The following is a 26,030-nucleotide window of genomic DNA, read 5'->3' as shown; positions in this document are numbered from 1 at the left end:
GGTGACGTCAGGCTGCGCTAAAGGCCGGCACGTACACCTCGCTGAATTCGGCCGGCAGCCGTTTCGGACGGCCGCTGGAGAGCTCGATGCAGACCAGGTCCCAGCGGGCGCGCAATACCGTGCTGCTGTCGCGCTGGCGTATGAGCTGAAAGCAGCGCTGCATTGAAAGCGCACTATCGCCAGGCAGCAGCCAGGTGCCAAGCAGCAGTTCATCGCCCTCGTTGGTGGCGAAGATGTAATCGAATTCGCTACGGCGGATCGCCATGCCGCGGTCGAGGCGCTTGTAATCGGGCAAGGTCAAGCCCAGCGCGTTGGAGTGCGCCCAGCCAGCTTCTTCGCACCAGCGCACATAGACCGCGTTATTGGTGTGATCAAGCCCGTCGATATCGGCCGCTTGCGGCGTCACCGGCAGGATGAAGGGAGTCGGCCGGTCCCAATGGATTTCATTTTCGGTCATGGGCGAACTTCGTATAATCCATGTGAGATTTCTGTGGCCTGGACGCGTCTGGGGCTCAGGCATTCGAGCTGGCGTTTATTCAGGAAGTTCAGCGGATAGATTGCCCGAACTTCGCCTTTGGTGATCATGCTCGTAGCCATAGTCGACTTGAATCGCCCGTGCAATGCGCTGAACGAAACCGCACGAGTCGATTGCGCCCGTACCGCTATTCCGCCATACGGTAATTTCGCAGAAGCCGCTGGGATAAGCAGGCGCGTCGAAGAAGCTCACCAGGAATCCTGATTCACCCGGCGTCACGCCGCGATAGCCGTAGTAAGGCTCATGGCCCTTTTCCTCCAGCTTGTGCTCGAAGGCCTTCAGGCCAATCGTTCGCCCCTTAGGAATACGGTATGGTCCATCGATATCGTATTCGATGGGCTGTCTTCCTAGCGCAAGCAGGCAGCCATCAAGGACGGCATCTTTTAATGCTGGCCGGTCGACACGGCTTCTGTCGGCCGATGCCAGGGAAACCAGGCGCAGGATGCGCACCGGAGACGTCTTGCGGAAAAGCCCGAACAAACCGACTCCGGACGCCTAGCGCTTTTTCAGGATCGAGCCCAGAACGCCGCGGATGATTTCGCGACCCACTTGCGAGCCGATGCTGCGGGCGGCCGACTTGACCATTGCCTGCACGGCGGTGTCGCGCTTGCTGCTGCCGCCGAACAGGCCGCCCAACACGTCGCCGAAGATCGAGCCGCCGCTGTCGGCAGGGGCTTCGGCTGGCGCCTGCGCGGTGCCCCGGCCCATCGGGGCGCGGCCGCCAGGGGCCTGCGCGGTGCTGCCGCTGGCGTTGGAAACGCGGCCAGTCAGCTTTTCGTAGGCCGATTCGCGGTCCACAGCTTTTTCGTAAACGCCCGCCACTACCGAGTTGTTGCGTGCTGCCTGGCGTTCGGCCGGCGTGATCGGGCCGAGCTGGGACGCCGGCGGCAGCACGAAAGCGCGCTGCACGATTTGCGGCGTGCCTTTTTCATCAAGGAAGGACACCAGCGCTTCGCCCACGCCAAGTTCGGTAATCACTTGCGCCACGTCGATTGCCGGATTCGGACGGAAGGTTTCCGCAGCCGATTTGACCGCCTTCTGGTCGCGCGGCGTGTAAGCGCGCAGCGCGTGCTGCACGCGATTGCCCAGCTGGCCCAGCACGGTCTCCGGGATGTCGAGTGGATTCTGGGTGATGAAAAACACACCGACGCCTTTGGAGCGGATCAGGCGCACCACTTGCTCGATCTTTTGCAGCAGGGCCTTCGGCGCCTCGGCAAACAACAGGTGGGCCTCGTCGAAGAAGAACACCAGTTTCGGCTTGTCGAGGTCGCCCACTTCCGGCAGGTTTTCGAACAGCTCCGACAGCATCCACAGCAGGAATACCGCGTAAATGCGTGGCGCATTCATCAGCTTGTCGGCGGAGAGGATGTTCACCACGCCTTTGCCAGCCGCATCGGTCTGGATCAGGTCGTCGATGTTCAGCATCGGCTCGCCGAAGAAATGCTCGCCGCCTTGTTCTTCAATCGCCAGCAGGCCGCGCTGGATGGCGCCGATGCTGGCCGCGCTGACGTTGCCGTAGCTGGTCTTGTAGTCGGCTGCATTGTCGCCTACGTGCTGCAGCATGGCGCGCAAATCCTTGGTGTCGAGCAGCAGCATGCCGTTGTCGTCGGCGATCTTGAACACCAGTTGCAGCACGCCTTCCTGGGTGTCGTTCAGGTTCAGCATGCGCGCCAGCAGGGTGGGGCCAAGGTCGGAAATGGTGGCGCGCACCGGGTGGCCCTGCTCGCCGAACACGTCCCAGAAAGTGACCGGGCAGGCGGCCCACTGCGGGGTTTCCATTTTCAGCGCTTCCAGGCGCTTGGCCATTTTCTCGCTCGCCAAGCCGGGCTTGGCCATGCCGGACAGATCGCCTTTGATATCGGCCATGAATACGGGTACACCGATATCGGACAGCGACTGCGCGATGCGCTGCAGCGTGACCGTCTTGCCGGTGCCGGTGGCGCCAGTGATGCAACCGTGGCGGTTCACCAGGTTGGACAGCATGTCGAGGGAGAGGGTGTCGGTTTTGGCGATCGGCAGGGCGGTGCTCATGGGGACAGAATTTCTTGTTGATATGAAATTCCGATCATACCATCAGGCTCGCCGATAACGATTCTGTGTTGCCGGGAATGCGGCGAGGCCAAGCAAGAGCAGCGCGATCGTTGCGGGTTCAGGAATCGGAACCGTCGTTGCCAGGTATTCCGTGCCTGAGCCGGACTGGATGGTGGTGCCTTCCGGGACAATGAATTCGATGGTTGCCGTATTGCCGAAATGGGCAAAGCCGCCGAAGGTGCCGCTGACCTGCAGCAGGGCTTCAAGTGATATCGGAACCCCGTAATCCAGCGTGTAGCTTGCGGTCAGCCCCGGCCCGCTGGCGCTGGCCAGGGGCTGTGGCAGGTTGCCGAAAAAGTCGGCGACCAGCGCAATATTGTTGCCATTGACGGTCAGCGAGACGGTCATGCTGGCCGCCGTGCCAAACGTTTCCTCGCCAGTGGCGCCCAGGCCGCCTTCGAAATGCAGGACAACAGTAACTTCCTGTGGGCCGCTCAGTCCGCCCAGGGTAACCGTATCGCTGAACTGTGCCAGGGAGGAGCCGGTGCTGAAGCTGGTATAGCCGCCTCCCGGCGCGCTGACATAGGAGCTGTCGACGCTGGTTTTCAGGACGCCGTAGTCAGCCTGCGCAAAGATCGACCCGTACTGATCGCTGAAGGACAGCGCCGTAGTGTCCTGGGCAGTTGAATTGACGACGGTGGGACATGGCGTGCCGCAGGAAAAATAGGAAATGCTCGACAGTAAAGAGGCCCCGGCCGGCGCTCCACTCGATAGCAGGATGGCCAGCAAAAACAGACGTAGCAAGGATTTCATGACCCCCTCCGGTCCGAGCATGGCAAAGTCGATTGCTCTTTGGAGGTGAACGCAAGAAATGCACCCGGCTAAGTAAGTTCCATGAATTCAGCTACTTATGGTTGCAGCTTGATTGGAACAGGGGCGGAGTGTAAAGATTTACGACACGGCGGGCAAACTGCGCCCGCCGCATGGTGCGGATGAGGTCAGGAGTTCAGGGTGAACTCGGTGAAGGAGGCGTCGGAAGGCGATTGCAGTTCTTCTTCCTCGACTGGCGGCGGCGCTTCCATGCCGTGGTTCAGCAGCCACAGCAAGTTGGTGGCGGAATCGGCGTTGGCCAGCGCTTCGTCCTTGGTGATGGCGCCTTCCATGACCAGCTTGTACAGCGCCTGCTCGAACGATTGCGAGCCTGGCGACAGGGATTTCTCCAGTGCTTCCTTGATCTGGCCGATCTCGCCTTTTTCGATCAGGTCGGAGATGTAGCGGGTGTTGACCATGATCTCGACCGCCGGGGTACGGGTACCGCCGCCAGCCGAGCGGATCAGGCGCTGCGACACGATCGCCTTCACGGTCGAGGACAAATCCTGCAGCAGTGCAGGGCGGTTCTCGATCGGGTAGAAGGAAATGATACGGTTCAGTGCGTTGTACGAGTTATTCGCGTGCAGCGTGGCCAGCACCAGGTGGCCCGACTGCGCGTATGCCATTGCCGATGCCATGGTTTCGCGGTCGCGGATCTCACCGATCAGGATGCAGTCCGGCGCCTGGCGCATCGAATTGCGCAGCGCGGTGTAGAAGTCCTTGGCATCGCTGCCGATTTCGCGCTGGTTGACGATCGATTTCTTGTTGCGGAACAGGTATTCGATCGGGTCTTCCAGCGTCAGGATGTGGCCCGAGCGCAGTTCGTTGCGGTGGTCCAGCATGGACGCGATGGTGGTCGATTTGCCGGAACCGGTGGCGCCGACCAGCAGCACCAGGCCGCGTTTTTCCATGATCAGGTCGGCCAGGACCGGCGGCAGGCCCAGTTCGCCCAGCGGCGGGATGGCTGCGGGAACGAAACGGAAGACGGCGGAAATGCTGCCGCGCTGGCGGAACGCCGACAGGCGGAAGCGGCCCAGGTTGGGCACGGAGATACCCATGTTCAGCTCATTGGACGTGTCCAGCTCTTCCAGTTGCTCGGGCGAACAGACCTCAGCCAGCAGGGCTTGCAGGTTCTCGGGCTCGAGCTTTTGCTGGTTGATCGGGATCAGAAGACCGTTGATCTTCAGATGCACCGGCGAGCCTACGGCGAAAAACATGTCCGAGGCGTTTTTTTCCTTCATTAGCTGGAACAGGCGGTCCATAGCCATTTTTTGGGTATCTCCTTCTTTGTTTATACGCCGCGCAGCAATTCGTTAATGCCTGTTTTGGCGCGGGTTTGTGCGTCGACGCGCTTGACGATCACGGCGCAGTACAGGCTGTACTTGCCGTCAGCCGACGGCAGCGAGCCCGAAACCACGACGGAGCCGGCCGGTACACGGCCGTAGAATACCTCGCCAGTGGTGCGGTCGTAAATCTTGGTCGACTGGCCGATGTACACGCCCATCGAAATCACCGAGTTTTCTTCGACGATCACGCCTTCCACGATCTCGGAACGGGCGCCGATGAAGCAGTTGTCTTCGATGATGGTCGGATTGGCCTGCATTGGCTCCAGCACGCCGCCGATGCCCACGCCGCCGGACAGGTGCACGTTCTTGCCGATCTGCGCGCAGGAACCCACGGTGGCCCAGGTGTCGACCATCGCGCCTTCGTCAACGTAGGCGCCGATGTTGACGTAGGAAGGCATCAGCACCACGTTCTTGCCGATGAATGAACCGCGGCGCGCCACGGCTGGCGGCACCACGCGGAAGCCGCCCTTGGCGAAATCTTCGGCCGAGTAGTTGGCGAACTTGGTAGGAACCTTGTCGTAGAACTGCATGGTGCCGTCGGACGGCATGACCACGTTGTTCTCCAGGCGGAACGACAGCAGCACGGCTTTCTTGATCCACTGGTTGACGATCCAGGCGCCGTTTTCTTTCTGGGCTACGCGCAGCGAGCCGCTATCCAGGCCGGCCAGCACGTGGTTGACGGCGTCGCGCACCTCGGCGGTGGCGTTGGACGGGTTGATCTCGGCGCGGTTGTCCCACGCGGCTTCAATGATTGGCTGGATGCTCATGATTTCTTCAGTTGTTGGCAGAATTGGACGATACGACGCGCCGCTTCCAGGCCTTCCCCGGTTTCGGCAACCAGCGCCATGCGGATGCGGTTGCGGCCCGGGTTGCTGCCATGGGCGTCGCGCGCCAGGTAACTACCCGGCAGCACGGTGACATTGTACTCGGCGTGCAGGCGGCGGGCGAATTCAGTGTCGGACAGGCCGGTGCAGGTCACGTCGGCCCACAAATAGAAGCCGGCGTCCGGCATTTGCACGTCCAGCACCTCCTGGATAAGGGGTGTGATGGCGGCGAATTTGGCGCGGTAGTGCGCGCGGTTTTCCTCGACATGGGTTTCGTCGGCCCAGGCGGCGACAGAGGCGGCCTGCACATGCGGGCCCATGGCGCTGCCGTGGTAGGTGCGGTACAGCAGGAATTTCTTCAGGACTTGCGCGTCGCCGGCCACGAAGCCGGAGCGCATGCCCGGCACATTGGAGCGCTTGGACAGGCTGGAAAACACCACCAGGCGGGCGTATGGCTCGCCTTCTCTGGCCAGGCCAAGGATATTGGCCGCCTGCATGGCGCCCAGCGGCGGCTCGTCGCTATGGTAAATCTCCGAATAGCACTCGTCGGCGGCGATGATGAAATTGTAGCGTTCCGACAGCGCGAACAGGTGTTCCCAGTCGGTCAGCGTCAGCACCGCGCCGGTCGGGTTGCCGGGCGAGCAGAGATACAGCAGGCGCACGCGCTGCCAGACTTCTTCCGGCACGCTGTCGTAGTCCGGCGAGAAATTGCGGGCCGGGTCGGAATTGACGAAGTACGGCTCGGCGCCGGCGAGGAAAGCCGCGCCTTCATAAATCTGGTAAAACGGGTTCGGGCACATCACCAATGCGCCGGTATCGGGCGCTATCACGGTCTGCGCGAACGAGAACAGCGCCTCGCGCGATCCGTTCACCGGCAGCACTTGGGTGGCGCGGTCCAGCGTCGGCAAGCCGTAGCGGCGCTCCAGCCAGGAAGCGATGGCATTGCGCAGCGCTTCGCTGCCGGCGGTCACCGGGTAGTTCGCCAGGCCGTCCAGGTTATCGATCAGGGCCTGGCGGATGAAGGCCGGGGTAGGGTGCTTCGGCTCGCCCATGCCCAGGCTGATAGGCTTGAAAGCGGGGTTCGGCGTGCTGCCGGCGAAGAGCTGGCGCAGTTTTTCAAACGGGTAGGACTGCAGCTTGTCGAGATGTGGATTCATGGCGCATACGGCTGGTTGAACCATTGATTATAGCCGTACTGCGCAACAGTGGCGTTGCTGCAAAATTGGCAAGAGGCTATGATCAATACATGGAGGCCACAACACCCGACCCTGTGCTGTCCTCACAGGCACCCGTGCGCGACGCTGCGGTGACCCGGCGCGTGGGGCAGTTGCGCCTGATCGCCGGCCTGCTGCAAGGCGGGTTGTTGTATTTCTTATATCGCGCCCAGCAGTCGGGCGGCTGGCCGGCCAGCCATCCAATGCTGTACCTGCCGCTGGTGCTGGCGGCGATCGTGCTGCCGGCATTGCTGATTTCCAGCCTGGGCCACCTGGAACGGCGGGCCCTGGCCCTGTGGCTCGGCGCCGCCGCTGCCGTGCTGGCGGCGGTCGGCATGCATGACGCGTGGCGCAATGCCTTCGACCACGCCCCGTTGCTGCGCCCCTCCTTGCTGGTGATCCCGTTCTGCATAGGCTTTTTCTTCATCGCCCACAGCCTGGTGATGGCTGGCGCACATGACCGGCGCTGGGTTGCGCACTACGCTACCTGCTTTGAAAGCGCCTGGAAGCTGGCCATCCAGCTCCTGTTTTCCGGCCTGTTCGTGATTGGCGTCTGGCTGGTGATGTGGATGGGCGCCGCGCTGTTTGGCCTGCTGAAGCTTAACTTCCTCGAAACCCTGCTGATGAATTCCTGGTTCTCGGTGCCGCTGGTATGCGTGGCGTTTTCGAGCGCCATGCACACGACCGACGTGCGGCCCGCCATCGTGCGCGGCATCCGCAGCCTGCTGCTGGTGCTGAAGGCGTGGATCTTGCCGATTGCTGTGCTGCTGGTCGGCGGCTTCCTGGCATCCTTGCCGTTCACCGGCCTGGAGGTGCTGTGGCAGACGCGCCACGCCACTGCCGTGCTGCTGGCCAGTTGCGCGGTGCTGGTGGTGCTGGTCAATGCCGCCTTCCAGGCGGGCGACGCAGCGGCCGGGCTGGCGCGCGTCGTGCGCTTTGCGGCACGTGTGGCGTGCTTCCTGCTGCCGCCGCTGGCGCTGCTGGGCGTTTATGCGCTCGGCCTGCGGGTGGCCGATTACGGCTGGACGCCGGACCGCGTCATCGCGGCGGCCTGCCTGGTGCTGGCCCTGTTCTATGCCGGCGGGTATGTGCTGTCGGCTGGGCGCCGCGGCGGGCCTTGGCTGGACGGGCTGCGCCAGGTGAATATCGCAGCCGCCTTCCTTTCACTGGCGGTATCGCTGGCGCTCTTTACTCCGGTTGCCGACCCGGCACGGATTTCGGTGTCCGACCAGGTGGCGCGCCTGGCGCGTGGCGCCACTCCCGCCGCACAATTCGACTACCGGTTCCTGCGCTTCCGTGGTGCACGCTATGGCATGGAAGCCTTGCAGGCGCTGGCTGCGCGGGGGAGCGGCCCGCAAGCCGAAGCCGTTCGTAGCCGCGCCGCCGGCGTCTTGAACGAGCGTTATGAGGACCGGATGGCGAGCCCCGCACTGGCTCACGCCCCCGTTGCGGCCAGCTTGCGCGTGTGGCCGGCAGGGGCGCAATTGCCGCCAGGTTTCCTGGAGCAGGATTGGTGGGCGACCTGGGAGCCATTGGTGCCGCCGGGTTGCTTGCGCGGCACCGGCAGCCGGTGCGATGCCATCGTGATGGACGGCGATGGCGACGGCAAGGCGGACGTGCTGCTGCTTGGCGAGATCCGTGCCGATGGCGCGGCGCTGTTATCGGAGCGGGAAGGGAAGTGGCGGATTATCGGCAAGCCGCCCATGGAACTTGCCGGATGCATGGGCTTGCAGGAGCGCTTGCGTGCAGGCGAGTTCGCCCTGGCTGCCTCGCGCCTGCGCGACATCGAGGTTGGCGGCCAGCGCATCGTGCTGACCCCGGCCGAACCCGCGCAGCCCGAGTGCAGGCTGGAGGCCAGCGCTCCGCGTTAGCCTGCAGCCACGCCCTGGCTCTCCAGCAAGGCCTTCATGCGGCGCCAGTGCGAGCCGCGCCAGAACACCCCGCGGCACACGTCGCAAGTCAGGAATTCCTCCTGCGAAGCGCGTACCGAAGGGGGCAATTGCTCCGCCACTTCAGCCTTAGCCACCTGGCGCAGCGGTGCATTGCAAGCCAGGCAAAGCGTGAACGGCCGCGCGCTGGCCGCCAGTTCCAGGCGCTGGAAGATTTCCGCAAACTGCTCCGCAGGCTTCAAGGCCCGTACATAGCAGCCATGCGTAATCCCGCGCCGCTTCAACAGCTCGCGGTCGCGGGTGAGGGCAACGCGGCCCTCGTCCTCCGACAGCGAAGCCACGGTCGGGTCGTCGATCCGGTTGTCGTACAGGGTATCGAATCCCGCCATGCGCAGCAGCCGCGCCAGCCCGCCCAGGTGGGCGTCCGCCACAAAGCGCACCACGCGCAACGGTTCTGTGCGCACCCGCAACAGCGGCCGCACGTCGAACGCTTCGAATTTGGGATAGACCGCCACCCGGTCGCCATCGCACAGCATGCGCTCGAAACCGGAGGATTCGCCATTGACCAGGATCAGTTCCACCTCGGTGTGCGGCACGCCGAGCGCCTCGATCATGTGCTTGGTGGTGGCGGCGCGTGCGCACGGCACGGTGAACTCAACCTTGCGACGCTCGCACGGCAGGAAGTCGTTTAGTTCTTCGTAGAAACGGAAGGTGGCGCTGACCATGCGTCAGTATAAATAGTTCGCGCCGGCTGTCGAATTCCGGACGCGCCAGCCACCGAAGAAGCAGCAGGCCAGGAATCCAAGGCCTGCAAGGGCTAGGCCGCTGCCGCAGTGGCGCGCAGCGGGCATTCCTCCATCTGTGCGCTGAGGCGGTGCGCCAGCTCGCCGCGCAACACCTGCAGGCCGTCGATGCGGCGGTCGATCTCGGCCAGCTTGGCTTGCAGGGCCGCGCGCAGCGCTGCCGCCGTGGTTGCGCTGTCGCGAACCGGCGCCGCCAGCAGCGGCAGGTCGGCCTCGATCTCCTGCAGCGTGAAGCCCAATGCCTGCGCCAGGCGGATGTAGCGCAGCCAGTCCGCCGCCTCCTCCGGATAATCGCGATAGCCGTTGCCGCTGCGGCGCGCCGTCAGCAAGCCGCGTTTTTCGTAATAGCGCAAGGTGTCGCGGCTGAGGCCCGTCGCCTCGGCCAGTTCGCCGATCTGCATGCTGCTCCTCCAAAAAAAGTGCTTGACCATGGAGTGTACTCCAAGGTTTAAGCTGCGCAGCATGAAAACTTCAAATATCCAGAAACTGGTGCGCGCCAGCGCCGCCTACGACCTGCTGCTGACAGCACCTTTCGCCACCCCGTGGACCTTCGCCATCGCACATGGCCACTTGTCCGCTCTTAATCAAGCGCTTGGCGGCACGCCGCTGCCCGCGTTCGGCACCATGCACATCCTGTTCGCCTGCCTGATGGGAAGCGTGGTGCTGGTGTGGTCCTGGCTGCGGCTGCGCGACCCGCAAGCGCAATTCGCCACTTACGACGGTACCGCGCGGTTGCTGTTCAGCACCTGGTTCGCGTGGGCACTGGCTGGGGGCGGGCCACCGCTATTGTGGCTGTTCATCGTTCCCGAATTCGCCTGGGGTGTCGCCCAGTGGTATGCTGTTCCTCCGATGAGCAAAAGGGGAGGGTGATATGCAAGCGCAACCTTTAATTGCTGTCAGCAACGTCGAAGCAGCCAGCCGCTGGTACCAGAAAACCCTGGGCCTGAAGAGCGGTCATGGCGGCAACGAATACGAGCAGTTGCTGCACGACGGACGCATGGTGCTGCAACTGCACCGTTGGGACGCCCACCACCATCCCCATATCGGCAATCCCGAACAGCGCCCTTACGGCAACGGCGCGCTGCTGTGGTTCTGGACCGACGATTTCGACGACGCGGTCGATCGCGCCACCGCAGCCGGCGCCACGGTGCTGGAAGGGCCGAAGGAAAACAGCAACGCGCAGCACAGGGAGTTATGGCTGCGCGATCCGGAAGGCTATGTGGTCGTGCTGGCAGGGCCTTACGGCGACGTCGGCATGTGAAAGATGAGGACTCATGCAAGGAAGGTTGTGGGTGCCGGCAGCATTGCTGGCAGTGGCGGGGTCGTGTTCTGCGCAAGAGGCATGGCGCGGCGTGTGGGAGGGGACGCTGGGCCAACAGGCGGTGCGGGTTTGCCTTGACGGCAAGGAAGGCATCGAGTCGCGCTATTACTACCTGAAGTACGGGCTGGACATCCCGCTGCGGAAAAGCGAAGCCCCCGTCGGCAACTGGCTGGAAGGCGACGACGACAAGCATCCAGGCGGAAGCTGGCAACTGGCAAACGATGGCAACGACGCGCTGCGCGGCGCCTGGCAGCATCCAAGGTCCGGCAAACAATTGCCGGTTGTGCTCAAGCGGACGGCGGCGACCGCCGGCGAAGACTCCAATTTATGCGAAGCCACGCAGTTCTTCAAACCAGTGGTTGATGCAATCAAGCTGGTGCCAGGCCCGGTCCAGGGCTCCGGCCGGCACAAGTACCAGGCCTTGTCGCCAGGCTTTCAAAAGCGTGGCGCCCCCAATGGTTCCGAACCCTCTGGCATCATGGTGCTTGGGCTTGGGGCTGGCAGCGAAGCCCTGAACAAGATTTTGCGGCAGCGGCTGCGCGAGCGCATGGCGCGTGGGCGCGACACGCGCCTGGGAGGGCTGGCCGATTCAGGCGAGGAAGTCACGTGGCTGTCGGAGCGCTGGCTGACCTTAAGGGAAATGGAATGGCCAAGGGGCTATGGAATTTCCAGCATCAGCGTGTGGTACGAAACCTGGGACCTGTCGACCGCAACAAAAGTCGACCTGATGCGCTGGTTCAATGCGCGCGGCGGCACCTGGCATGAAGAAAACGGCAACGATGGCATGGAGCAGGTGTTCAAGCCTTCGCGCGCCCTGGCAAAGGCGATCGGCCCCGGAGACGATAACGGCGGCGACCCAGAGTGCAAGGCGCAAGAAAAATCCTGGGGGCGTCCACGCCTGGCAGAAGGCGGCATCGAATTCGAGCAGGGAAATGGCCCGTGCCAGAACTTCGCCACGCTTTCCTACAAGGCCATGCAACCGTTCCTGAATGAAGAGGGGCGGCGCCAGGTAGCGGCCTTGCAGCGCGAGACGGCCAGGCCCTGACCGGGGGAGGCAGCGTTACAGCCAGGTGGCGCGCGCCACGCGCAGCATATTGCGGCCCAGGACTTGTTCGATTTCGTTGGGCGCCATGCCCAGCTTGCGCAATTCCAGCGGCAACGAGCGCCATGCGTAGAGCGGCACGAATGAAGGCATGCGGCCGGCGCGATAGCCGGCCGGCTCCGGCCACCACCAACCCGGGTTGAAGCCGCCCGGCGGCGTATCGTCCAGGTCTTTTTCAGTGAAACAGAGATCGAGGCCGACCCCGGCGTGCGCCACGCCCACCAGGTCCGCCACATATGCCACGTGACGCGCCACGTCGGCTGCAGTCGGCTGCTCGCAGCCCAGGAACCAGGACAGGCCCGACACGCACACCACGCCGCCAGTCGCAGCACAAGCCTGGATCTGTTCATCGGTCACATTGCGCCCATGCGCTGCCAGTGCAAACGGGTTGGCATGGCTGAACACCACCGGCTTGCTGGACGCGGCCATGATCTCCAGGCTGCACAGGCGCCCGGTGTGCGAGCAATCGACGATGATGCCCGCGTCGTTCACGGCTTGCAGCACCCGGTGGCCCAGGCGTGTCAGGCCGCGCGCGGTGTCGTGGCAGCCATCGGCCACGTTGTTGTTGCGGTTGTAGGCGAACAGCATCTGGCGCACGCCCAGCCGGGCATATACTTCGGCCATTTCGGGCTGCTCCATCAATGGCATCGCACCTTCCAGGTCGAAGCCGATGGCCAGCACCCCGTCAGCCGCGGCCTGGATCACTTCATCCACGCCTGAGACCAGGCGGTAGCGATCGGGATGGGCCGCGATGGTAGCGCGGTAGCCGGCGATCACCGACATCACCTGCGCGATCGGATTCATGTCGGCGCCCACGTTGATCGACACGTAGTTCACGCCAGCGGAATGGAGCTGGGCAAGGGGAGAAAAGTCCGCCTGCGGGTGCTGCGCCAGGCAGAGGTGGGCGTCCCAATTGATCATGCTTCTGTAATTGTTGGTAGTTTGATAGCAAACGTATAGTCGCATGAAACCCGGCGCAAGGTATACTGCCGGCTTATCCAATCGAAGCACACCATGACATTTACCAGACTGGGCCTCGCGCCCGCACTGCTCAACGCCATCACCGAGACCGGCTACAGCACGCCCACCGCCATCCAGTCCGCCGCCATTCCACCCGCCTTGCGCGGCGCCGACGTGCTGGGGCAGGCGCAAACCGGTTCCGGCAAGACGGCCGCCTTCGCGCTGCCGCTGCTGAACGCCTTGCTGGAATCGGGCCGCCAGGGAGCAGGTGCGCGCAAGCTGTATGCGCTGGTACTGGCGCCAACGCGCGAGCTGGCAGCGCAGGTTGGCGAAACCTTGCGTGGGCTGGCATCGCACCTGCCGACGCCGGTCAAGATTTCGGTGGCCTTTGGCGGTGTATCGATCAATCCGCAAATGATGGCGCTGCGCGGTGGCACCGACATCATGGTCGCCACCCCTGGCCGCCTGCTCGACCTGGTCGAGCACAATGCCCTCAAGCTCGATGGCACCCCGGTGCTGGTGCTGGATGAAGCGGACAAGCTGCTGGACATGGGCTTCGCCGACGAAATCGCGCGCATCATGGCGCTGCTGCCGGCGCGCCGCCAGAACCTGTTCTTCTCCGCTACCTTCCCGCCGGCCGTGCAGGCCCTCGCCGACAAGCTGCTGCACGAGCCGGTGCGCGTCGCCACGCAGGACGAGGCGGCGCACGCACCCGACATCACCCAGCGCGCAATTGAAGTCGACCAGGGCCAGCGCACCTCGCTGCTGCGCATCCTGATGAAGGAAGAGGGCTGGCGCCAGGTGCTGGTATTCGTCGCCACCAAATACGCCGCCGAGCACGTCGCCGACAAGCTGCGGCGTGGCGGCGTGGCAGCGGAAGCCTTCCACGGCGATTTCAGCCAGGGCGCCCGCACTTCGGTGCTGAGCGACTTCCGCGAAGGCAAATTGAAAGTGCTGGTCGCAACCGACGTGGCAGCACGCGGCATCGACATTGCGCAACTGCCGGTGGTGGTCAACTACGACTTGCCGCGCTCACCGGCCGACTACACCCATCGCATCGGCCGCACCGGCCGCGCCGGCGCCTCCGGCCTGGCGGTCAGCTTCATCACGCCGGACGCCGAGCAGCACTTCCGCCTGATCGAAAGGCGCCAGAACGTGCGCGTCCCGCGCGAACGCCTGGCCGGCTTCGAATCCACCGCGGAAGCCAAGCCGCTGCCCCCCGGCGCCAACGACGGCACGGGCGGCATCAAGGGCAAGCGCAAGAGCAAGAAAGACAAACTGCGTGAAGCCGCGCTCGTGTCACACCTTGGGGTCACACCCCAAGAGTGACACGGGCTCGAGCATATTCATTGTTGAGAGCGTGTCACACTTAGGGTGTGACCCCATGGTGTGACACGGGCTCGGCTGTTAGGGTGTGCTGGCGAGCTTGATGCGGCGGCGCAGGCGCTCGGCTTCGGCGCTGTCGCCGGCCTGTTCGGCGCGCTGCAGCTGGACGTTCAGCCAGGCCAGCACCGCTCGCCGCCAGCCTTGGGCCGAGGCGGTGTTGATGGCCGTGGTGACCAGTTCCGGCGTGGCGCGGTTGGCACGCATCAGGGCTCCCGCGGCAACCATGCGCGAGAGCGGGTCGCTGATGGCGGCGGCCGCCGATGCCGCAGCCATGTCGCTGGATGCGCCGGCCACTGCGCGCTGCGGCTCGGGCAGCAGGGCGGCGTCGGCTGGCGTGGCGCGGCCTGCGAGATATCGAGCGTAAGCCTGGTCGGCGGCCGAAGCATCCGGCTGCAGCGGCGTGAAGCCGGGGCATTCTTCGAACACCAGCGCCGCCACCTGCACCGCACAACGCAGCAACTCGATCCTGATCGCCAGCGCCGGCTGGGCGGTGCTGCCAACCTGGCTGCGCGCCAGCCCGAATTCGCGCTCGGCGACGGCGGACTTTCCTTCCATGTAGGCTGCAGTGGCGCGTTCGGTCGCACCGGCGGCGTTCAATTGCCAGTCCGGCACGCGCGGGCCGCTGCTGCAGGCAGTCAGCGCTGCGGTAAGCAGTGCTGCGGCGAATGTCGTCGTTCTCATGGGAGTTTGATCTCCGGTTCGCTGCGCTTGAACGGCCATTTGCGGTTCAGTTCATTGATCATCTGTTCTACCTTGCGCAAGTTGGCGTCGACCTCGGCGCGCAGGGCGCCCAGGTCTTCGGTGGCGGCGCGCGTGTTGGCGCCGACGGCTTGTGCTTCCACCAGCACCGCATCGAGCTTCTTCAGCGAATTGCGCGCATCGGCCAGCAGGGCATTCAACTGCTGCACTGCTGCTTGCGTATCGTTGGCCAGGCCCTTTTCGCCGAACACGCGCTTGTCGGCATTGCCCACCAGGCTGTCGGCCTTGACCACCAGCGAGTTGGCGTTGCGCAGCAGCTCGCGGGCCTTCTGGTCTTCGCCAGCCAGCACGCCAAGCGCGCCGCCGGGGCCATTCAATTTCTCTGTCACGCCCTGCACATTGCGCAAGCTGGTGCCGAGCGCGGATTCTTCGGCCGTCAGTGCCGCCAGGTTGTTCAACAGGTCCTTGGCCGATTGCAGCAGGCGCGGAATTTCAGCTGCCATGTCGCCCACCAGCAGCGCGCGCTCTGCATCGGGCGGCAGCGCCGGGTCGGCCGGGATGCCGGTGAAGGCGCGCAGCTTGGCGCCGCCCACCAGGCTCTTTTCCAGCGTGAAGATACTGGTGGTGCGCAGCCAGTGCGCATCCTTGCTCGGTACGTCGACCAGGATGCGGGCCTTGCCGTCCGGCGCCAGCTCGATGCGCTGCACGCGGCCGATCGGGAAGCCGGCGAAGGTCACGTCCATGCCGACTGTTACACCTTCGGAATCGTCGGCAGTCAGCACCAGCCTTTGCGTCGGCTCGAAAGCGCCGCGCGCATACATCAGGTACATCACCGCGCCAAGCACCAGGGCCACCAGCAGCACCAGCAGGGCCACCGCCTTGGCTTCGGCATTATGGATCGGCGCCGCCTCGGGGCCGGAAGCAGGGGGAGTCGTTTCGCTCATATCGTCAATAGTAATTACCCATCAGGGATGCCGCTTCCACCAGCAGGATCACGGAAAACATGCGCACCATGTCCGCCAGCCCGTGCGCCACGCCGATGCGCCGCAGCGGGCTGGAAGCTCCAGTGTAATAGGAGGAGGCCAGCGGAATAACCGCCACCGCCAGGCTGAAAAACACCACTTTCAGCACCAGGATCAGGCACACGGCCGGATTGAAAATCTGTCCCACTACGCGCGTGTAGCCCGGCAGCGCCCACGGGGTGAAGCCGTACATCACCAGGTAGGTCAGCACCAGGGTCACCAGGCAACTGACGGCTGCCAGCATCCATACCGCGAACACCCCGGCGGCGGCCCGTGGATAGAATTGGGTGCGCAGGGCCGAACGCGCGTCGGGTGCACGTCCGGCCAGCCTTTGCTGGGCGAATTCGACGCCGGCCGGCAGGGTAGTGCGCAGTGCGACGAACAGCGCTGCGGTCAGCGGCACCAGCTCCAGTACCAGCACCCGCACCACCATTTCCAGCGCATAGCGCGACAAGCCGTAGCTCGCCGAGGTGACTACGACGATACGGATGATGACAAGGCTGATCAGCGCGCAGAGCACGGAGAACCAGGCCAGGTTGGCGGTGGTGGCAAAGACGATCTGTTCGGACAGCATGCGCCGGTTATCGCGCCGGTAGCTGGAGGGCGCCATGGCGCGCGTCAGCAGCAGTGCGGCGAACTGCAGTAGCTGCCACCAACTGGTCAGCCATGCGATTGCAGAGCGGTGAGTGTTCATGGCTGGCATACTAGCATTAAGGATAAGCTATGGTGTATCGTACTATGTTATGAAACTACTAAAAATGCTCCTGGCAGCGACCCTGGTCTGCTGCTCTTTTGTGGCTTCCGCCGCCCCCGATCCTGCTACGCCGTTGCCGCTTGACCCCCAGATCAGGAGCGGCAAGCTGGCCAACGGCCTCACTTACTATATCCAGCAGAACCGCCGCCCTGAGAAGCGCGTGGAACTGCGCCTGGTGGTGAAAGCCGGTTCGGTGCTGGAAGACGAGGACCAGCTTGGCCTGGCCCACTTCACCGAGCATATGGCCTTCAACGGTTCGACCCATTTCAAACGCCACGAACTGATTTCGTGGCTGCAGTCGGTGGGCGTGAAATTCGGCGCCGACCTGAATGCCTACACCAGCTTCGACGAAACCGTGTACATGCTGCCGATCCCGGTCGACAGGAAGGAAAACCTGGACAAGGGTCTGCTGGTGCTGGAGGACTGGGCGCAGGGCGTGACGTTCAACGATGCCGACATCGAAAGTGAACGCGGCATCGTGCTGGAAGAACTGCGCCTGGGCAAAGGCGCGACCGACCGCATGAACAAGGTGCTGCTGCCGAAGATCTTCAACGGCTCGCTGTATGCGCGCCGGCTGCCGATCGGCAAGGCGGAAATCCTGAAGTCCTTCAAGCCGGACGCGATCCGCCGCTTCTACAAGGATTGGTACCGCCCGGACCTGATGGCAGTGATCGTCGTGGGCGACATCGATCCGAAAGAGGCAGAGCGCCTGGTCGCCAGCCATTTTTCGAAGCTGGTGAATCCGGCCAATCCGCGCCCGCGCACTTACCCAACGATCCCGGAGCGCAAGGAGTCGGAAGCCATCGTGGTGACCGATCGCGAAGCACCCTCGAACCTGGTGACGATCCGCTATCCGTTCACGGAACGCAGCGAGTCGAAGACGATCGGCGAATATCGCGACCATATGGTGGAACTGCTGTCGGCCGCGATGCTGAGCCAGCGCATTGCCGAATTGTCGCAGCAATCAAATCCGCCATTCCTGCAAGGCTTCAGCAGTATGGCCAAGGCAGTGCATGACTACCAGGCGTTCGTATCGAGCGCCGTGGTGGGCAAGGCCGGCGCCTTGCCGGCCATTCGCGCCGTGGTGGCGGAGGGCGAGCGTGCGCGCCAGCTGGGTTTCAGTGCAGCGGAACTGGAGCGCGCCAAGAAGAACATGATGCGCTTTATCGAGAACCTGTACAACGAGCGTGACAAGACCGAGTCGTCCGCCTATGTGGGCGAGTTCACCCGCCATTTCCTGGATGGCGAATCGATGCCGGGCATCGAGAACGAATACAGCTATTACAAGGAGCTGCTGCCGGGCATAACGCTGGAAGAAGTCAACGCCCAGGTGCGCAGCGCGATCCCGGTCGGGCAGAAGAAGCTCGTCATCTTCATGGGCAACGACAAGTCGGGTACCGTGGTGCCGCAGGCGACGCAGATGCTGGCAACGGTGGAGGAGGCTGAAAAGGCCACCATGTCGGCACATGAGGAGAAGACGCTGGCAGCAAACCTGATGGCGCAGCCACCCAAGGCCGGCCGCATCGTCAAGGAGACCTCCGACAAGCTGCTGGGGACCACCGAGCTGCTGCTGTCGAATGGTGTGAAGGTCGTTCTGAAGCCGACCGATTTCAAGAACGACCAGGTGCTGATGACTTCTACCCGTTTCGGCGGGCAGTCGCTGGTGGAAGAGGGCGACATCGTCAATGCGCGCTATGCCACGGCAATCCTTTCCAGCATGGGTGTCGGCGGTTACACGCCGCTGGAATTGCAGAAGATCCTGGCCGGCCGCAGCGTCAGCTCGGCGCTTGCGATTGGCGGCGTAGCGGAAGGCTATGGCGGCGGTTCCAGCAGCGGCGACGTGGAGACCATGCTGCAACTGGTCTATCTGCAAATGACGCAGCCGCGCCGCGACCAGGCGCTGTTCGACGTCTTCATCGACAAGCAGCAGGAGCAGGCGCGCAACGCCCAGGCCCGTCCCGAGGCGGTGCTGACGGATACCGTGCGCACTACCATGTTCGGCAACCATCCGCGCGTGAGCTTGACGCCGCGGCCGGAAGAATTGGACGGCATTCGCCTGGACCGCGTGATGGCGCTGCAGAAGGAGCGCCTGTCCAGCGCTTATGGCATGACGTTCTTCCTCGTCGGCAGCTTCGACCTGGCGAAGATCAAGCCGCTGATCGCCACCTATATTGGCGGCCTGCCGGCAGCGAAGATCGCTACCGACTACAAGGATCGCCATGTACGCGCCGTGCGCGGCGTCGTGAAAAAGGAAGTGCGCCGCGGCCGCGAACAAAAGAGCCAGGTCAGTATCGCCTTTGCCGGCGAGGCCAATTTCAGCGTAGTCGAGCAGATGCGCCTGCGTGCACTGGTGGAAATCATGCAAATCAAGGCGACGGAAGCCCTGCGCGAGCAGCGTGGCCTGGTCTATACCGCGAACATTTCGGGCGGCTTGGCGCTCCATCCTTACGCCAATTACTCGATCAATATCGGCTTGCCGACCGCGCCTGAAAACGTGGACAAGGCGATCGAAGCCACCTTCGCTGAAATACGCAAGCTGCAGGAGAAGGGGCCGGAGGAGGCCGACCTGGCCAAGGTCAAGGAAAACTGGACCAGCAACTATCGTAAGGCCCTGCGCGAAAACGGTTGGTGGCTGGTCAACCTGAAGCTGGCGCTGGTCGACAAGATAGACCCCAGGCTGCTGCTGCGCCAGAACGAAATGATCGCCAGCCTGACCGTGGCCGACGTGCAGGCCGCAGCGAAGCGCTATTTCGACTTCAATAATTATGTGCAGGTGGTGATGCATCCGGCGGAGAGCAAGCCCGAAGCCAGGCCGGACGCAAAGCCGGAAGGACAGGCCGATGCTGGTAAACTGGCGGACTGAGTTCGATTTTGAGTTGCTTTAAATGCATGGTTTCCGTCCCGACCTGGCCCGCTGGCGCCAGCTTCCATCGCCTGCCTGGCTGGCGCGCCTGCTCGATGGCGTGCCCGTGCCGGCAGCGCCGGGCGGGGCATGGCGGTTGTTTGAAGTAGGCTGCGACAGCCTGGCGGCCTACCAGTCCGGCCATATTCCGGGCGCGGGCTACATCGACACCAACCGCCTCGAGCGGCAACCGCTGTGGAACAAGGTGTCCGACGACGCCTTGCTGGCGCTGTTGCTGGAAAACGGCGTCCGCCACGACACCACGGTGATCCTGTACGGCCGCAGCTCGCTGGCTGCCGCCCGCGCTGCCCACCTGATGCTGTATGCCGGCGTGGCCGATGTGCGCCTGCTCGATGGCGGCTTTGACGGCTGGCTGCGTGCCGGCCACGCGCTGGAGCAGGGCGCCGGCCCGTTGCCGCAAGCTGTTGCAAGCTTTGGCGCAGCTTTCCCGGCGCGTCCGGACTTCCTGATCGACACCGCGCAGGCGCGGGAACTGCTGCGGCAGCCGGACGGCGCCCTGGTCAGCATCCGCACCTGGCAGGAGCATGCCGGCGTCACGTCCGGCTACAGCTATATCGATGCGCGCGGCGACATTCCCGGTGCGCGCTGGGGCCGGGCCGGCAACGATGGCGATGTGCACAGCATGAGCGAATACCAGCATGCCGACGGGACAATGAAACCTTCGGCGGAAATCAGCGCACTGTGGCGCCAGGCGGGGATCGAGCCGGGCCAGCGCACTGCTTTCTACTGCGGCACCGGCTGGCGGGCTTCGCTGGCATTCTTCTATGCCTGGTTGATGGATTGGGAGCGCATCAGCGTGTACGACGGCGGCTGGTGCGAATGGAGCCGGGTCAATCCGCCTGCATCATGTAGCGGATCGCGGCCTTAAGCTGTTCGGCGTCAAGCTCGGGCTTGCCGCCGCGGGCGGGCATGGCGCCCACCCCTTGCACTGCATTGCGCAGCAGGCCGTCCAGCCCGCCGGCACGCGCCATGCGTTCCTGCCACTCCTTGCGGTCGCCAACCTTGGGCGAGCTGACCATCACATTCTCGGCAGCGTGGCAGGCGATGCAGACCGCTTCGTACACTGCGCGGCCACGCTGGCCCTGGCTTTGGGCCAGGGCCGGCAGGCTGGCCAGCAGCCCGCAGGCTGCCAGCAGGGCGAATGCAGGCCGCATGATTACTTCTTGCCTTCCTTGGCGTTGAACATTTCCTTGGCGTAGACGATGCCCAGGCCATAGCCGCCGCCGTGTTCAGAGGCGATCTTCATGACAGGAGCGTAGGTTTCGCCGCGTGCCCAATCGCGCTGCAGTTCCAGCATGTACTGCAGCCAGGTCACAGGATGGGCGCCGGCTTGCACCATGCGCTGCACTGCCATGTCATGCGCTTCCTTGCTGACGCCACCCGAAGCGTCGGTCACGATGTACACCTCATAGCCCTGGTCGAGGGCCGACAGTACCGGTTGCACCAGGCATACCTCGGTCCACAGCGCGGCCATCACGACCTTCTTGTGGCCGTTCTTTTGCACCGCATCGACCACGCGCTGGTCTTCCCAGGTATTCATGGTGGTGCGGTCGATCGGTGTTTGTTCCGGGAATACCGCTTGCAACTCGGGGAAGATCGGGCCGCTGAAGGACTTGGCGGCGACCGTGGTGAGGATGGTTGGCACCTTGAAGGTCTTGGCTGCTTTTGCCAGGCCGGTGACGTTGTTGCGCAGTTCGGCGATGTCGATGGAGCGGGTGGCGAAGGCCATCTGCGGCTGGTGGTCGATCAGTACCAGGGTGTGGTTCTGCGGCGTGAGGAGCTGTTGGGCAGGCGCTGCGGCGTGGGCGCTGGCGCTGAAGGCGAGGATGACCGGCAGTGCTGCTTTGATCAGGGATTTGAAGTTCATGGTGTGCTCCTTTGTGGTGGGGTTGCGATGGAATGAACTTTAATAAATCCGGATTGCGTAATAAACTAGGAAACATGCAAATGATATTTACGTAAAATGGAACAATATGATTTGACCGACCTGCGCGCCTTCATTACCGTGGTGGAAAGCGGCAGCTTCGTGCGGGCGGCGGAGCAACTTGAGGTCAGCACCGCGGCCATCAGCCGCCGCATCGCCACGCTGGAAGCCGCGCTGGGCAGCCAGCTGATCACCCGCACCACGCGCCGCAATGACATCACCGATGCCGGACGCGCTTTCTACGCCGATGCGCAGGCCGTGTTCCAGTTGCTGGATGAAGCCAGCGAGCGGGTGCGCCAGGGCCAGGACAGCGCCAGCGGCACCTTGCGCGTGGCCGCTCCGCTCAGCTTCGGCATTCAGAAAGTAGCGCCGGTGCTGCCGGCTTTCATGCAGCGCCATCCAGGGCTGAAGGTGCAGTTACTGCTGGAAGACCGCACCACCGACCTGCATGCGGAAGCCATCGATGTGGCGCTGCGCATCGGCTTCTTGCGCGACTCTTCGCTGGTGGCAACCCGCATCGGCACTGTCGGTCGCGTGTTTGCCGCATCGCCCGGCTACCTGCGGCGGGCCGGCAAGCCGAAGACGCTGGCGGGACTGCGCGGCCACTCGGTGTTAAATTACAGTCTGCTCAGCGTGCGCGAGGAATGGGGCCGCCTCATTGGCGACCCGGGCGAGCAGCTTGACCTGAAAGTGCCGCTGGCGGCCAATAACGCGGAAGCGCTGGCCGAGTGCGCGATACAGGGGATGGGCATTGTGCTGCTGCCGGAATTCGTGTTGACGCCGGCGCTGGCCGATGGTCGCTTGGTGCAGCTACTGCCGGACGCCAGCCCCGAGCCATTCGGCCTGTTTGCCGTGCGGCCTTCGCGCCAGTTCACGCCGGCCAGGCTGCGGCTGTTCATCGATTATTTGCGGGAGTGCGGTTTCTGAAGGAGGTGCAGCATGGATCACCTGCCTGGCCCCACCGGTTTGCCGCTGGTGGGTAATGTCGGAATCGATACGGCCCATTTCCACCAGAAGCTGGAACAGTGGGCGCGCGAGTACGGTCCGGTCTACCGCATGCGCCTGATGGACCGGCGCTTTGTCATCACCAGCAGGCATGCCGATATCGCGCAGATCCTGCACGACCGCCCCGACCAGTGGCGGCGCACGCGGCGTGTGGCCGGCATTCTCGAAGAAGCGGCGGCAGTGGGTGTGTTCGCGGCCGAGGGCGAGGAATGGCGCCGCCAACGCAAGCTGGTGATGCATGCCTTGACGCCGGAAGTCATCAACCGCTTCCACCCCAGGCTGGCGGCCATGTCCGAGCGCTTGCGCCTGCGCTGGCAGGCCGCAGCCGAAGCAGGACAGGCGCAAAGGCTGTTGCGCGACCTGAAAGCGTTTGCCCTGGATGTGGCGATCGGCATGGCGATGGGCCAAGACCAGGACATGGTGCAGCACGAAGACAATCCGCTGCAGCAGGATATCGAATTCGTGTTCACCCAGGTGGCGCGCCGCCTGGTGGCGCCGGTCGCCTGGTGGCGGGCGATCAAGCTGCCGGCCGACCATGCCACGGAGGCGGCAGGCTTGCGCATCCGCGCCGCCGTCGACGGCTACGTTGCCGATGCGCGGGCGCGCATGGCGGCCAACCCGGCGCTGTACGACAAGCCGTCCAACCTGCTGGAAGCGATGCTGGTAGCGGCAGACATCCCCGGCTCCGGCATCAACGACGATATGGTGCGGGCCAATGCGATCGTCATGGTGTTTGCGGGCGAGGATACGACGGCCAACACCATCGCCTGGCTGTTCTACCTGTTGTCGCGCAACCCGCAAGCCGCCGCGCGCCTGGCCGAGGAGGCCAGTGCCGTGGCGGTTTCCGAGCCAATGCCATATCTCGATGCCTGCGTACAGGAGGCCATGCGCCTCAAGCCGGTGGCGCCGCTGCTGGGCGCGGAGGCGGTGCATGATGTAATGCTGGACGGTGTGCAGGTACCGGCCGGCACCGTGGTCTTCATGCTGTTGCGCCATGCTTTCGAGCGCGAAGTGCCGCTGCCGGACGGCGCCGAATTCCGCCCCGAACGCTGGCTCGATCCGGCCATGAAGGAAAAATTCGACGACCCTGCCCGCAAGATGGTGCCTTTTGGCGGCGGCCCGCGTTTCTGCCCCGGGCGCTACCTGGCCATGAGCGAAATCCGCATGCTGGTGTCGATGGTGGCGCGCAGTTTTACCATCGAGGCCGTGCCCGGCGCGGCGCCGGTCGAAGAGGTGTTCACCTTCACCATGACGCCAAGTGCGCTGCCGGTGCTTTTGCGGCCGCGCACCCTGTGATAGGCTTGCAAGCATACCAACATTAGCAATGAGGGCAGCATGTTGAAAAAGATTTCGATGGGCTTGATCCTGGTGATTGTTGTGATCCTCGGCCTGGCATTGACGCAGCCGGACAGCTTCAAGGTGCAGCGCAGCGCCCGCATCAAGGCGCCGCCCGCCAAAGTCATGGCCTACCTGAACGACTTCCACCAGTGGACGGCATGGTCGCCATGGGAGAAGAAAGACCCGAACATGCAGCGCACTTTCGAGGGCGCCGCCAGCGGCAAGGGGGCGGTGTATGCCTGGAACGGCAATGGTGAAGTGGGGCAGGGCCGCATGGAGATCATTGAAAACCAGGAGCCGGCGCAGCTTGCCATCAAGCTCGATTTCATCAAGCCTTTTGCTTCCTCCAATCGCACGGAGTTCGTGCTGCAGCCGCAAGGCGAATCCACCGTGGTGACCTGGACCATGACTGGCCCGAGCCTGTTCGTGACCAAGGTGATGGGCGTGTTCTTCAGCATGGACAAGATGATCGGCAAGGACTTTGAACAGGGCCTGGCGCAGTTGAAGGAAGTGTCGGAAAAGTGAGTGCGGCGCGCGAAGCAACAGGAAAGTGCAAATAGTCCAACAGGGCTATACTGAGTCTAAACACTCCGCCGGGGGCTGCCATGAAACCATTCCTGTTGTTTGCCGCAGCCCTGCTGGCTGCCCAGAATACGCTGGCTGGCCCCTTGCGCAACGACCACCCCATTGTCGGCACCTGGCGTTTCGAATTGCCCGATGGCTCCTGCCATGAGATGTACCGCATCCGCGCCGACGGCTCGGCCCTGATCACCAGCGCCGCCGAGATTGCGGAATCGCAATTCGACATCGATGACCAGCCCGACGGCGACGGCTTTTACCGCTCCAACGACAAGATCGTGAAAGACAACGGCAAGAAGGACTGCACCGGCGAGATCACCGAGGTTGGCCACGTCATCCAGTCCTTCATCGTGTTCCACCCTTCGAACAATATGTTCCTGATGTGCCAGCGGCGCGATATGGGAAGCTGCATTGGTCCCTTCATCCGCGTGCGCGGCACCGAAATCTAGCGTCCCGCCGCGCGCCACGCCCCCGGGTTCATGCCCGACCATTCGCGAAAGGCGTGGGTGAAGGCGCTTTGCTCCTGGTAGCCAAGCAGGAAGGCGATATCGACCAGCGACAAGCCAGGCTGGCGCAAGTAATCGCGCGCCAGCGCAAAGCGTGCATCGTCCAGCACTTGCTGGAAGCTGGCGCCGGCATCGGCCAGCTTGCGTTGCAGCGTGCGCGGCGCCAGGCCCAGGTCTTCCGCTACGCTGGCAACCCGCACCTGGCCCTGTGACAGCCGGTGCACGATGGCCTCATGCACCTGCGCCACGATGCCGGCGGCAGCCGTTGCCGGCCCCGCGCGTTGTTTGAGCAGTTGTTCGGCATGCTGCTGCAGCACCGGATACAGGCTCACATCCGCATTCGGCACCGGCCATGAAAGCAGCGAAGCTTCAAATTGCGCCACATTGGACATTGCGTTGAAACGGGGCAGGGCGCCGAATACCCGCATGTATTCGGCATGGCCGGCCGCATCGCCGCCATCGTGCATCAGCGACAGTTCGGCCGGTGGCAGCGTGGTACCGGCCAGCCAGTTGCCGAACACGCGGATGCCGGCGAATACGCTGTCGGCCAGGTGGCGGTGATGCGCCGGGTAGTTGGAATGCCAGGTGTAGTCGGCCAGCGCACCGTGCACTTGCAGCGTGGAGCGCCCCAGGTCGTGGGCCAGTTGTTCGTAGCGCATGGTCTGCTCGAAAGCCTGGCCGAAATCGCGGCAGCTTAGCAAGACCAGGCCATAAACCGTGTAAGTCCCCAGCTTGACGCGTTCGCCCACGTGCAGGCCGAAATGCGGGTCGCCGGCCAGCCGGGCGGCGATATCGAGCAGCTTCACATAGGCGGCGGCCGGCAGGGCCTCGGGCAGTGGCTCCAGGGTGCCGCCTGGCAGGCCGGCGGCCTGCTCCAGCGCTCGCGCCGTTACGCCGCGCGCGGCCGCCGCTTCCAGCATGGGTTGCAGGTAGGAGCCCGCTACGCGAGCAAGCTTGGCATGATCGAACAATTCGGCTGGCATGAAAAAGCAAGACTGG

Annotated in this window: 27 protein-coding genes; 11 read left to right on the top strand and 16 right to left on the bottom strand. The window is 63.8% G+C overall.

Features of this window, described 5'->3' with window-relative positions; genetic code table 11:
• Nucleotides 1-7 precede the first annotated feature (7 nt).
• The 7 genes from ASD58_RS01370 to dapC form a co-directional block, all read right to left on the bottom strand.
• Complete coding sequence (locus ASD58_RS01370; protein WP_057259294.1) at nucleotides 8-457, bottom strand: thioesterase family protein; 450 nt, start codon at nucleotides 455-457, stop codon at nucleotides 8-10.
• A 75-nt stretch (nucleotides 458-532) separates the two neighbouring features.
• Nucleotides 533-1,015, bottom strand: a complete 483-nt coding sequence (locus tag ASD58_RS01365) for a hypothetical protein (protein WP_057259292.1) — start codon at nucleotides 1,013-1,015, stop codon at nucleotides 533-535.
• A 15-nt stretch (nucleotides 1,016-1,030) separates the two neighbouring features.
• On the bottom strand, nucleotides 1,031-2,566 hold the full coding sequence (locus tag ASD58_RS01360) for a helicase HerA-like C-terminal domain-containing protein (protein WP_057259290.1): 1,536 nt from the start codon (nucleotides 2,564-2,566) through the stop codon (nucleotides 1,031-1,033).
• A 42-nt stretch (nucleotides 2,567-2,608) separates the two neighbouring features.
• Nucleotides 2,609-3,379 carry a PEP-CTERM sorting domain-containing protein gene (locus ASD58_RS01355; RefSeq protein WP_057259288.1) on the bottom strand — a complete coding sequence of 257 codons (771 nt, stop codon included), beginning with the start codon at nucleotides 3,377-3,379 and terminating at the stop codon, nucleotides 2,609-2,611.
• A 185-nt stretch (nucleotides 3,380-3,564) separates the two neighbouring features.
• On the bottom strand, nucleotides 3,565-4,704 hold the full coding sequence (locus tag ASD58_RS01350; RefSeq protein ID WP_057259286.1) for a PilT/PilU family type 4a pilus ATPase: 1,140 nt from the start codon (nucleotides 4,702-4,704) through the stop codon (nucleotides 3,565-3,567).
• Nucleotides 4,705-4,727: 23 nt separating this feature from the next.
• Nucleotides 4,728-5,549: a 2,3,4,5-tetrahydropyridine-2,6-dicarboxylate N-succinyltransferase gene (dapD, locus tag ASD58_RS01345; protein ID WP_057259284.1), complete on the bottom strand. Its 822-nt coding sequence runs from the start codon at nucleotides 5,547-5,549 to the stop codon at nucleotides 4,728-4,730.
• The gene (dapC, locus tag ASD58_RS01340; RefSeq protein ID WP_057259281.1) at nucleotides 5,546-6,763 is read right to left on the bottom strand and encodes a succinyldiaminopimelate transaminase; all 1,218 of its coding nucleotides are present in this window, start codon (nucleotides 6,761-6,763) and stop codon (nucleotides 5,546-5,548) included. Before dapC ends, dapD begins: the two co-directional genes overlap by 4 nt.
• An 89-nt stretch (nucleotides 6,764-6,852) precedes the next feature.
• Here dapC and ASD58_RS01335 point away from each other — a divergent pair, with 89 nt between their 5' ends.
• Nucleotides 6,853-8,691, top strand: a complete 1,839-nt coding sequence (locus ASD58_RS01335) for a DUF4153 domain-containing protein (RefSeq protein WP_057259279.1) — start codon at nucleotides 6,853-6,855, stop codon at nucleotides 8,689-8,691.
• Here the strand turns inward: ASD58_RS01335 and ASD58_RS01330 are convergent.
• Together ASD58_RS01330 and ASD58_RS01325 are read right to left on the bottom strand one after the other, a co-directional pair.
• On the bottom strand, nucleotides 8,688-9,434 hold the full coding sequence (locus tag ASD58_RS01330) for a Mut7-C RNAse domain-containing protein (protein ID WP_057259277.1): 747 nt from the start codon (nucleotides 9,432-9,434) through the stop codon (nucleotides 8,688-8,690). The genes ASD58_RS01335 and ASD58_RS01330 overlap by 4 nt on opposite strands.
• A 92-nt stretch (nucleotides 9,435-9,526) precedes the next feature.
• Nucleotides 9,527-9,913, bottom strand: coding sequence for a MerR family transcriptional regulator (locus ASD58_RS01325; RefSeq protein ID WP_057259274.1), 387 nt, complete (start codon nucleotides 9,911-9,913; stop codon nucleotides 9,527-9,529).
• A 61-nt stretch (nucleotides 9,914-9,974) separates the two neighbouring features.
• On the opposite strand from ASD58_RS01325, the gene ASD58_RS01320 reads away from it, so the two are divergent.
• The 3 genes from ASD58_RS01320 to ASD58_RS01310 are packed head-to-tail and all read left to right on the top strand — an operon-like array spanning nucleotide 9,975 to nucleotide 11,878.
• Nucleotides 9,975-10,382 carry a hypothetical protein gene (locus tag ASD58_RS01320; protein ID WP_057259272.1) on the top strand — a complete coding sequence of 136 codons (408 nt, stop codon included), beginning with the start codon at nucleotides 9,975-9,977 and terminating at the stop codon, nucleotides 10,380-10,382.
• A 1-nt stretch (nucleotide 10,383) separates the two neighbouring features.
• Nucleotides 10,384-10,773, top strand: a complete 390-nt coding sequence (locus tag ASD58_RS01315) for a VOC family protein (RefSeq protein ID WP_057259270.1) — start codon at nucleotides 10,384-10,386, stop codon at nucleotides 10,771-10,773.
• 13 nt (nucleotides 10,774-10,786) lie between these two features.
• Nucleotides 10,787-11,878 (top strand): hypothetical protein, encoded by a 1,092-nt coding sequence (locus ASD58_RS01310; RefSeq protein ID WP_156401097.1) that lies wholly within the window; start codon nucleotides 10,787-10,789, stop codon nucleotides 11,876-11,878.
• Nucleotides 11,879-11,893: 15 nt separating this feature from the next.
• Here ASD58_RS01310 and ASD58_RS01305 read toward each other — a convergent pair whose 3' ends face one another.
• Nucleotides 11,894-12,856, bottom strand: a complete 963-nt coding sequence (locus ASD58_RS01305; protein WP_057259266.1) for a dipeptidase — start codon at nucleotides 12,854-12,856, stop codon at nucleotides 11,894-11,896.
• A 93-nt stretch (nucleotides 12,857-12,949) separates the two neighbouring features.
• Between ASD58_RS01305 and ASD58_RS01300 the strand changes: the two genes are divergently transcribed.
• Nucleotides 12,950-14,224: a DEAD/DEAH box helicase gene (locus ASD58_RS01300; protein ID WP_057259264.1), complete on the top strand. Its 1,275-nt coding sequence runs from the start codon at nucleotides 12,950-12,952 to the stop codon at nucleotides 14,222-14,224.
• Between the two features lie 78 nt (nucleotides 14,225-14,302).
• Here the strand turns inward: ASD58_RS01300 and ASD58_RS01295 are convergent, their stop codons facing one another.
• Genes ASD58_RS01295 through ASD58_RS01285 form a run of 3 tightly spaced genes read right to left on the bottom strand, consistent with a single transcriptional unit; the run spans nucleotide 14,303 to nucleotide 16,696 of the window.
• A complete protein-coding gene (locus ASD58_RS01295) occupies nucleotides 14,303-14,962 on the bottom strand; it encodes a hypothetical protein (RefSeq protein ID WP_057259262.1) in 660 nt (219 codons plus the stop codon).
• Nucleotides 14,959-15,924, bottom strand: a complete 966-nt coding sequence (locus tag ASD58_RS01290; RefSeq protein WP_057259260.1) for an MlaD family protein — start codon at nucleotides 15,922-15,924, stop codon at nucleotides 14,959-14,961. The genes ASD58_RS01295 and ASD58_RS01290 overlap by 4 nt, the downstream gene beginning before the upstream one ends.
• A 4-nt stretch (nucleotides 15,925-15,928) precedes the next feature.
• Nucleotides 15,929-16,696: an ABC transporter permease gene (locus ASD58_RS01285; protein ID WP_229209861.1), complete on the bottom strand. Its 768-nt coding sequence runs from the start codon at nucleotides 16,694-16,696 to the stop codon at nucleotides 15,929-15,931.
• Between the two features lie 49 nt (nucleotides 16,697-16,745).
• Here ASD58_RS01285 and ASD58_RS01280 point away from each other — a divergent pair, with 49 nt between their 5' ends.
• Nucleotides 16,746-19,619 carry a pitrilysin family protein gene (locus ASD58_RS01280; protein WP_057259256.1) on the top strand — a complete coding sequence of 958 codons (2,874 nt, stop codon included), beginning with the start codon at nucleotides 16,746-16,748 and terminating at the stop codon, nucleotides 19,617-19,619.
• A gap of 22 nt (nucleotides 19,620-19,641) precedes the next feature.
• A complete protein-coding gene (locus tag ASD58_RS01275; protein ID WP_057259253.1) occupies nucleotides 19,642-20,547 on the top strand; it encodes a sulfurtransferase in 906 nt (301 codons plus the stop codon).
• Here the strand turns inward: ASD58_RS01275 and ASD58_RS01270 are convergent.
• Both ASD58_RS01270 and ASD58_RS01265 read right to left on the bottom strand, forming a co-directional pair.
• A complete protein-coding gene (locus ASD58_RS01270) occupies nucleotides 20,510-20,833 on the bottom strand; it encodes a cytochrome c5 family protein (RefSeq protein ID WP_057259251.1) in 324 nt (107 codons plus the stop codon). The genes ASD58_RS01275 and ASD58_RS01270 overlap by 38 nt on opposite strands.
• Before the next feature lie 2 nt (nucleotides 20,834-20,835).
• Nucleotides 20,836-21,546 (bottom strand): hydrolase, encoded by a 711-nt coding sequence (locus ASD58_RS01265; RefSeq protein ID WP_082565157.1) that lies wholly within the window; start codon nucleotides 21,544-21,546, stop codon nucleotides 20,836-20,838.
• 96 nt (nucleotides 21,547-21,642) lie between these two features.
• On the opposite strand from ASD58_RS01265, the gene ASD58_RS01260 reads away from it, so the two are divergent.
• The 4 genes from ASD58_RS01260 to ASD58_RS01245 all read left to right on the top strand — a co-directional run bounded on the left by ASD58_RS01260 (nucleotide 21,643) and on the right by ASD58_RS01245 (nucleotide 24,974).
• Nucleotides 21,643-22,530 carry a LysR family transcriptional regulator gene (locus ASD58_RS01260; protein ID WP_057259249.1) on the top strand — a complete coding sequence of 296 codons (888 nt, stop codon included), beginning with the start codon at nucleotides 21,643-21,645 and terminating at the stop codon, nucleotides 22,528-22,530.
• A 12-nt stretch (nucleotides 22,531-22,542) separates the two neighbouring features.
• On the top strand, nucleotides 22,543-23,904 hold the full coding sequence (locus ASD58_RS01255) for a cytochrome P450 (RefSeq protein WP_057259248.1): 1,362 nt from the start codon (nucleotides 22,543-22,545) through the stop codon (nucleotides 23,902-23,904).
• Between the two features lie 39 nt (nucleotides 23,905-23,943).
• Entirely contained in the window at nucleotides 23,944-24,471 is a 528-nt protein-coding gene (locus tag ASD58_RS01250; protein ID WP_057259247.1) for an SRPBCC family protein, read from the top strand.
• A gap of 80 nt (nucleotides 24,472-24,551) precedes the next feature.
• Nucleotides 24,552-24,974 (top strand): hypothetical protein, encoded by a 423-nt coding sequence (locus tag ASD58_RS01245; RefSeq protein WP_057259245.1) that lies wholly within the window; start codon nucleotides 24,552-24,554, stop codon nucleotides 24,972-24,974.
• Here ASD58_RS01245 and ASD58_RS01240 read toward each other — a convergent pair.
• A complete protein-coding gene (locus ASD58_RS01240) occupies nucleotides 24,971-26,014 on the bottom strand; it encodes an AraC family transcriptional regulator (RefSeq protein ID WP_057259243.1) in 1,044 nt (347 codons plus the stop codon). The two genes, ASD58_RS01245 and ASD58_RS01240, sit on opposite strands and share 4 nt — an antisense overlap.
• Nucleotides 26,015-26,030 lie beyond the last annotated feature (16 nt).

The organism is Duganella sp. Root1480D1 (assembly GCF_001427305.1).
GTDB lineage: Bacteria > Pseudomonadota > Gammaproteobacteria > Burkholderiales > Burkholderiaceae_D > Rugamonas.
Note: the sequence above shows the minus strand (reverse complement) of the source record. Positions and strands in the feature narration are given on the sequence as shown.

Bases quoted from the DNA above. Each gene is read 5' to 3' on its own strand.
- ASD58_RS01320 (WP_057259272.1), top strand. From the start codon at position 9,975: ATGAAAACTTCAAATATCCAGAAACTGGTGCGCGCCAGCGCCGCCTAC.
- dapD (WP_057259284.1), bottom strand. From the start codon at position 5,549: ATGAGCATCCAGCCAATCATTGAAGCCGCGTGGGACAACCGCGCCGAG.
- ASD58_RS01370 (WP_057259294.1), bottom strand. From the start codon at position 457: ATGACCGAAAATGAAATCCATTGGGACCGGCCGACTCCCTTCATCCTG.
- ASD58_RS01280 (WP_057259256.1), top strand. From the start codon at position 16,746: ATGAAACTACTAAAAATGCTCCTGGCAGCGACCCTGGTCTGCTGCTCT.
- dapC (WP_057259281.1), bottom strand. From the start codon at position 6,763: ATGAATCCACATCTCGACAAGCTGCAGTCCTACCCGTTTGAAAAACTG.
- ASD58_RS01240 (WP_057259243.1), bottom strand. From the start codon at position 26,014: ATGCCAGCCGAATTGTTCGATCATGCCAAGCTTGCTCGCGTAGCGGGC.
- ASD58_RS01295 (WP_057259262.1), bottom strand. From the start codon at position 14,962: ATGAGAACGACGACATTCGCCGCAGCACTGCTTACCGCAGCGCTGACT.
- ASD58_RS01255 (WP_057259248.1), top strand. From the start codon at position 22,543: ATGGATCACCTGCCTGGCCCCACCGGTTTGCCGCTGGTGGGTAATGTC.
- ASD58_RS01360 (WP_057259290.1), bottom strand. From the start codon at position 2,566: ATGAGCACCGCCCTGCCGATCGCCAAAACCGACACCCTCTCCCTCGAC.
- ASD58_RS01325 (WP_057259274.1), bottom strand. From the start codon at position 9,913: ATGCAGATCGGCGAACTGGCCGAGGCGACGGGCCTCAGCCGCGACACC.
- ASD58_RS01335 (WP_057259279.1), top strand. From the start codon at position 6,853: ATGGAGGCCACAACACCCGACCCTGTGCTGTCCTCACAGGCACCCGTG.
- ASD58_RS01245 (WP_057259245.1), top strand. From the start codon at position 24,552: ATGAAACCATTCCTGTTGTTTGCCGCAGCCCTGCTGGCTGCCCAGAAT.
- ASD58_RS01250 (WP_057259247.1), top strand. From the start codon at position 23,944: ATGTTGAAAAAGATTTCGATGGGCTTGATCCTGGTGATTGTTGTGATC.
- ASD58_RS01285 (WP_229209861.1), bottom strand. From the start codon at position 16,696: ATGAACACTCACCGCTCTGCAATCGCATGGCTGACCAGTTGGTGGCAG.
- ASD58_RS01300 (WP_057259264.1), top strand. From the start codon at position 12,950: ATGACATTTACCAGACTGGGCCTCGCGCCCGCACTGCTCAACGCCATC.
- ASD58_RS01310 (WP_156401097.1), top strand. From the start codon at position 10,787: ATGCAAGGAAGGTTGTGGGTGCCGGCAGCATTGCTGGCAGTGGCGGGG.
- ASD58_RS01270 (WP_057259251.1), bottom strand. From the start codon at position 20,833: ATGCGGCCTGCATTCGCCCTGCTGGCAGCCTGCGGGCTGCTGGCCAGC.
- ASD58_RS01330 (WP_057259277.1), bottom strand. From the start codon at position 9,434: ATGGTCAGCGCCACCTTCCGTTTCTACGAAGAACTAAACGACTTCCTG.
- ASD58_RS01290 (WP_057259260.1), bottom strand. From the start codon at position 15,924: ATGAGCGAAACGACTCCCCCTGCTTCCGGCCCCGAGGCGGCGCCGATC.
- ASD58_RS01305 (WP_057259266.1), bottom strand. From the start codon at position 12,856: ATGATCAATTGGGACGCCCACCTCTGCCTGGCGCAGCACCCGCAGGCG.
- ASD58_RS01260 (WP_057259249.1), top strand. From the start codon at position 21,643: ATGGAACAATATGATTTGACCGACCTGCGCGCCTTCATTACCGTGGTG.
- ASD58_RS01350 (WP_057259286.1), bottom strand. From the start codon at position 4,704: ATGGCTATGGACCGCCTGTTCCAGCTAATGAAGGAAAAAAACGCCTCG.
- ASD58_RS01355 (WP_057259288.1), bottom strand. From the start codon at position 3,379: ATGAAATCCTTGCTACGTCTGTTTTTGCTGGCCATCCTGCTATCGAGT.
- ASD58_RS01315 (WP_057259270.1), top strand. From the start codon at position 10,384: ATGCAAGCGCAACCTTTAATTGCTGTCAGCAACGTCGAAGCAGCCAGC.
- ASD58_RS01275 (WP_057259253.1), top strand. From the start codon at position 19,642: ATGCATGGTTTCCGTCCCGACCTGGCCCGCTGGCGCCAGCTTCCATCG.
- ASD58_RS01265 (WP_082565157.1), bottom strand. From the start codon at position 21,546: ATGAACTTCAAATCCCTGATCAAAGCAGCACTGCCGGTCATCCTCGCC.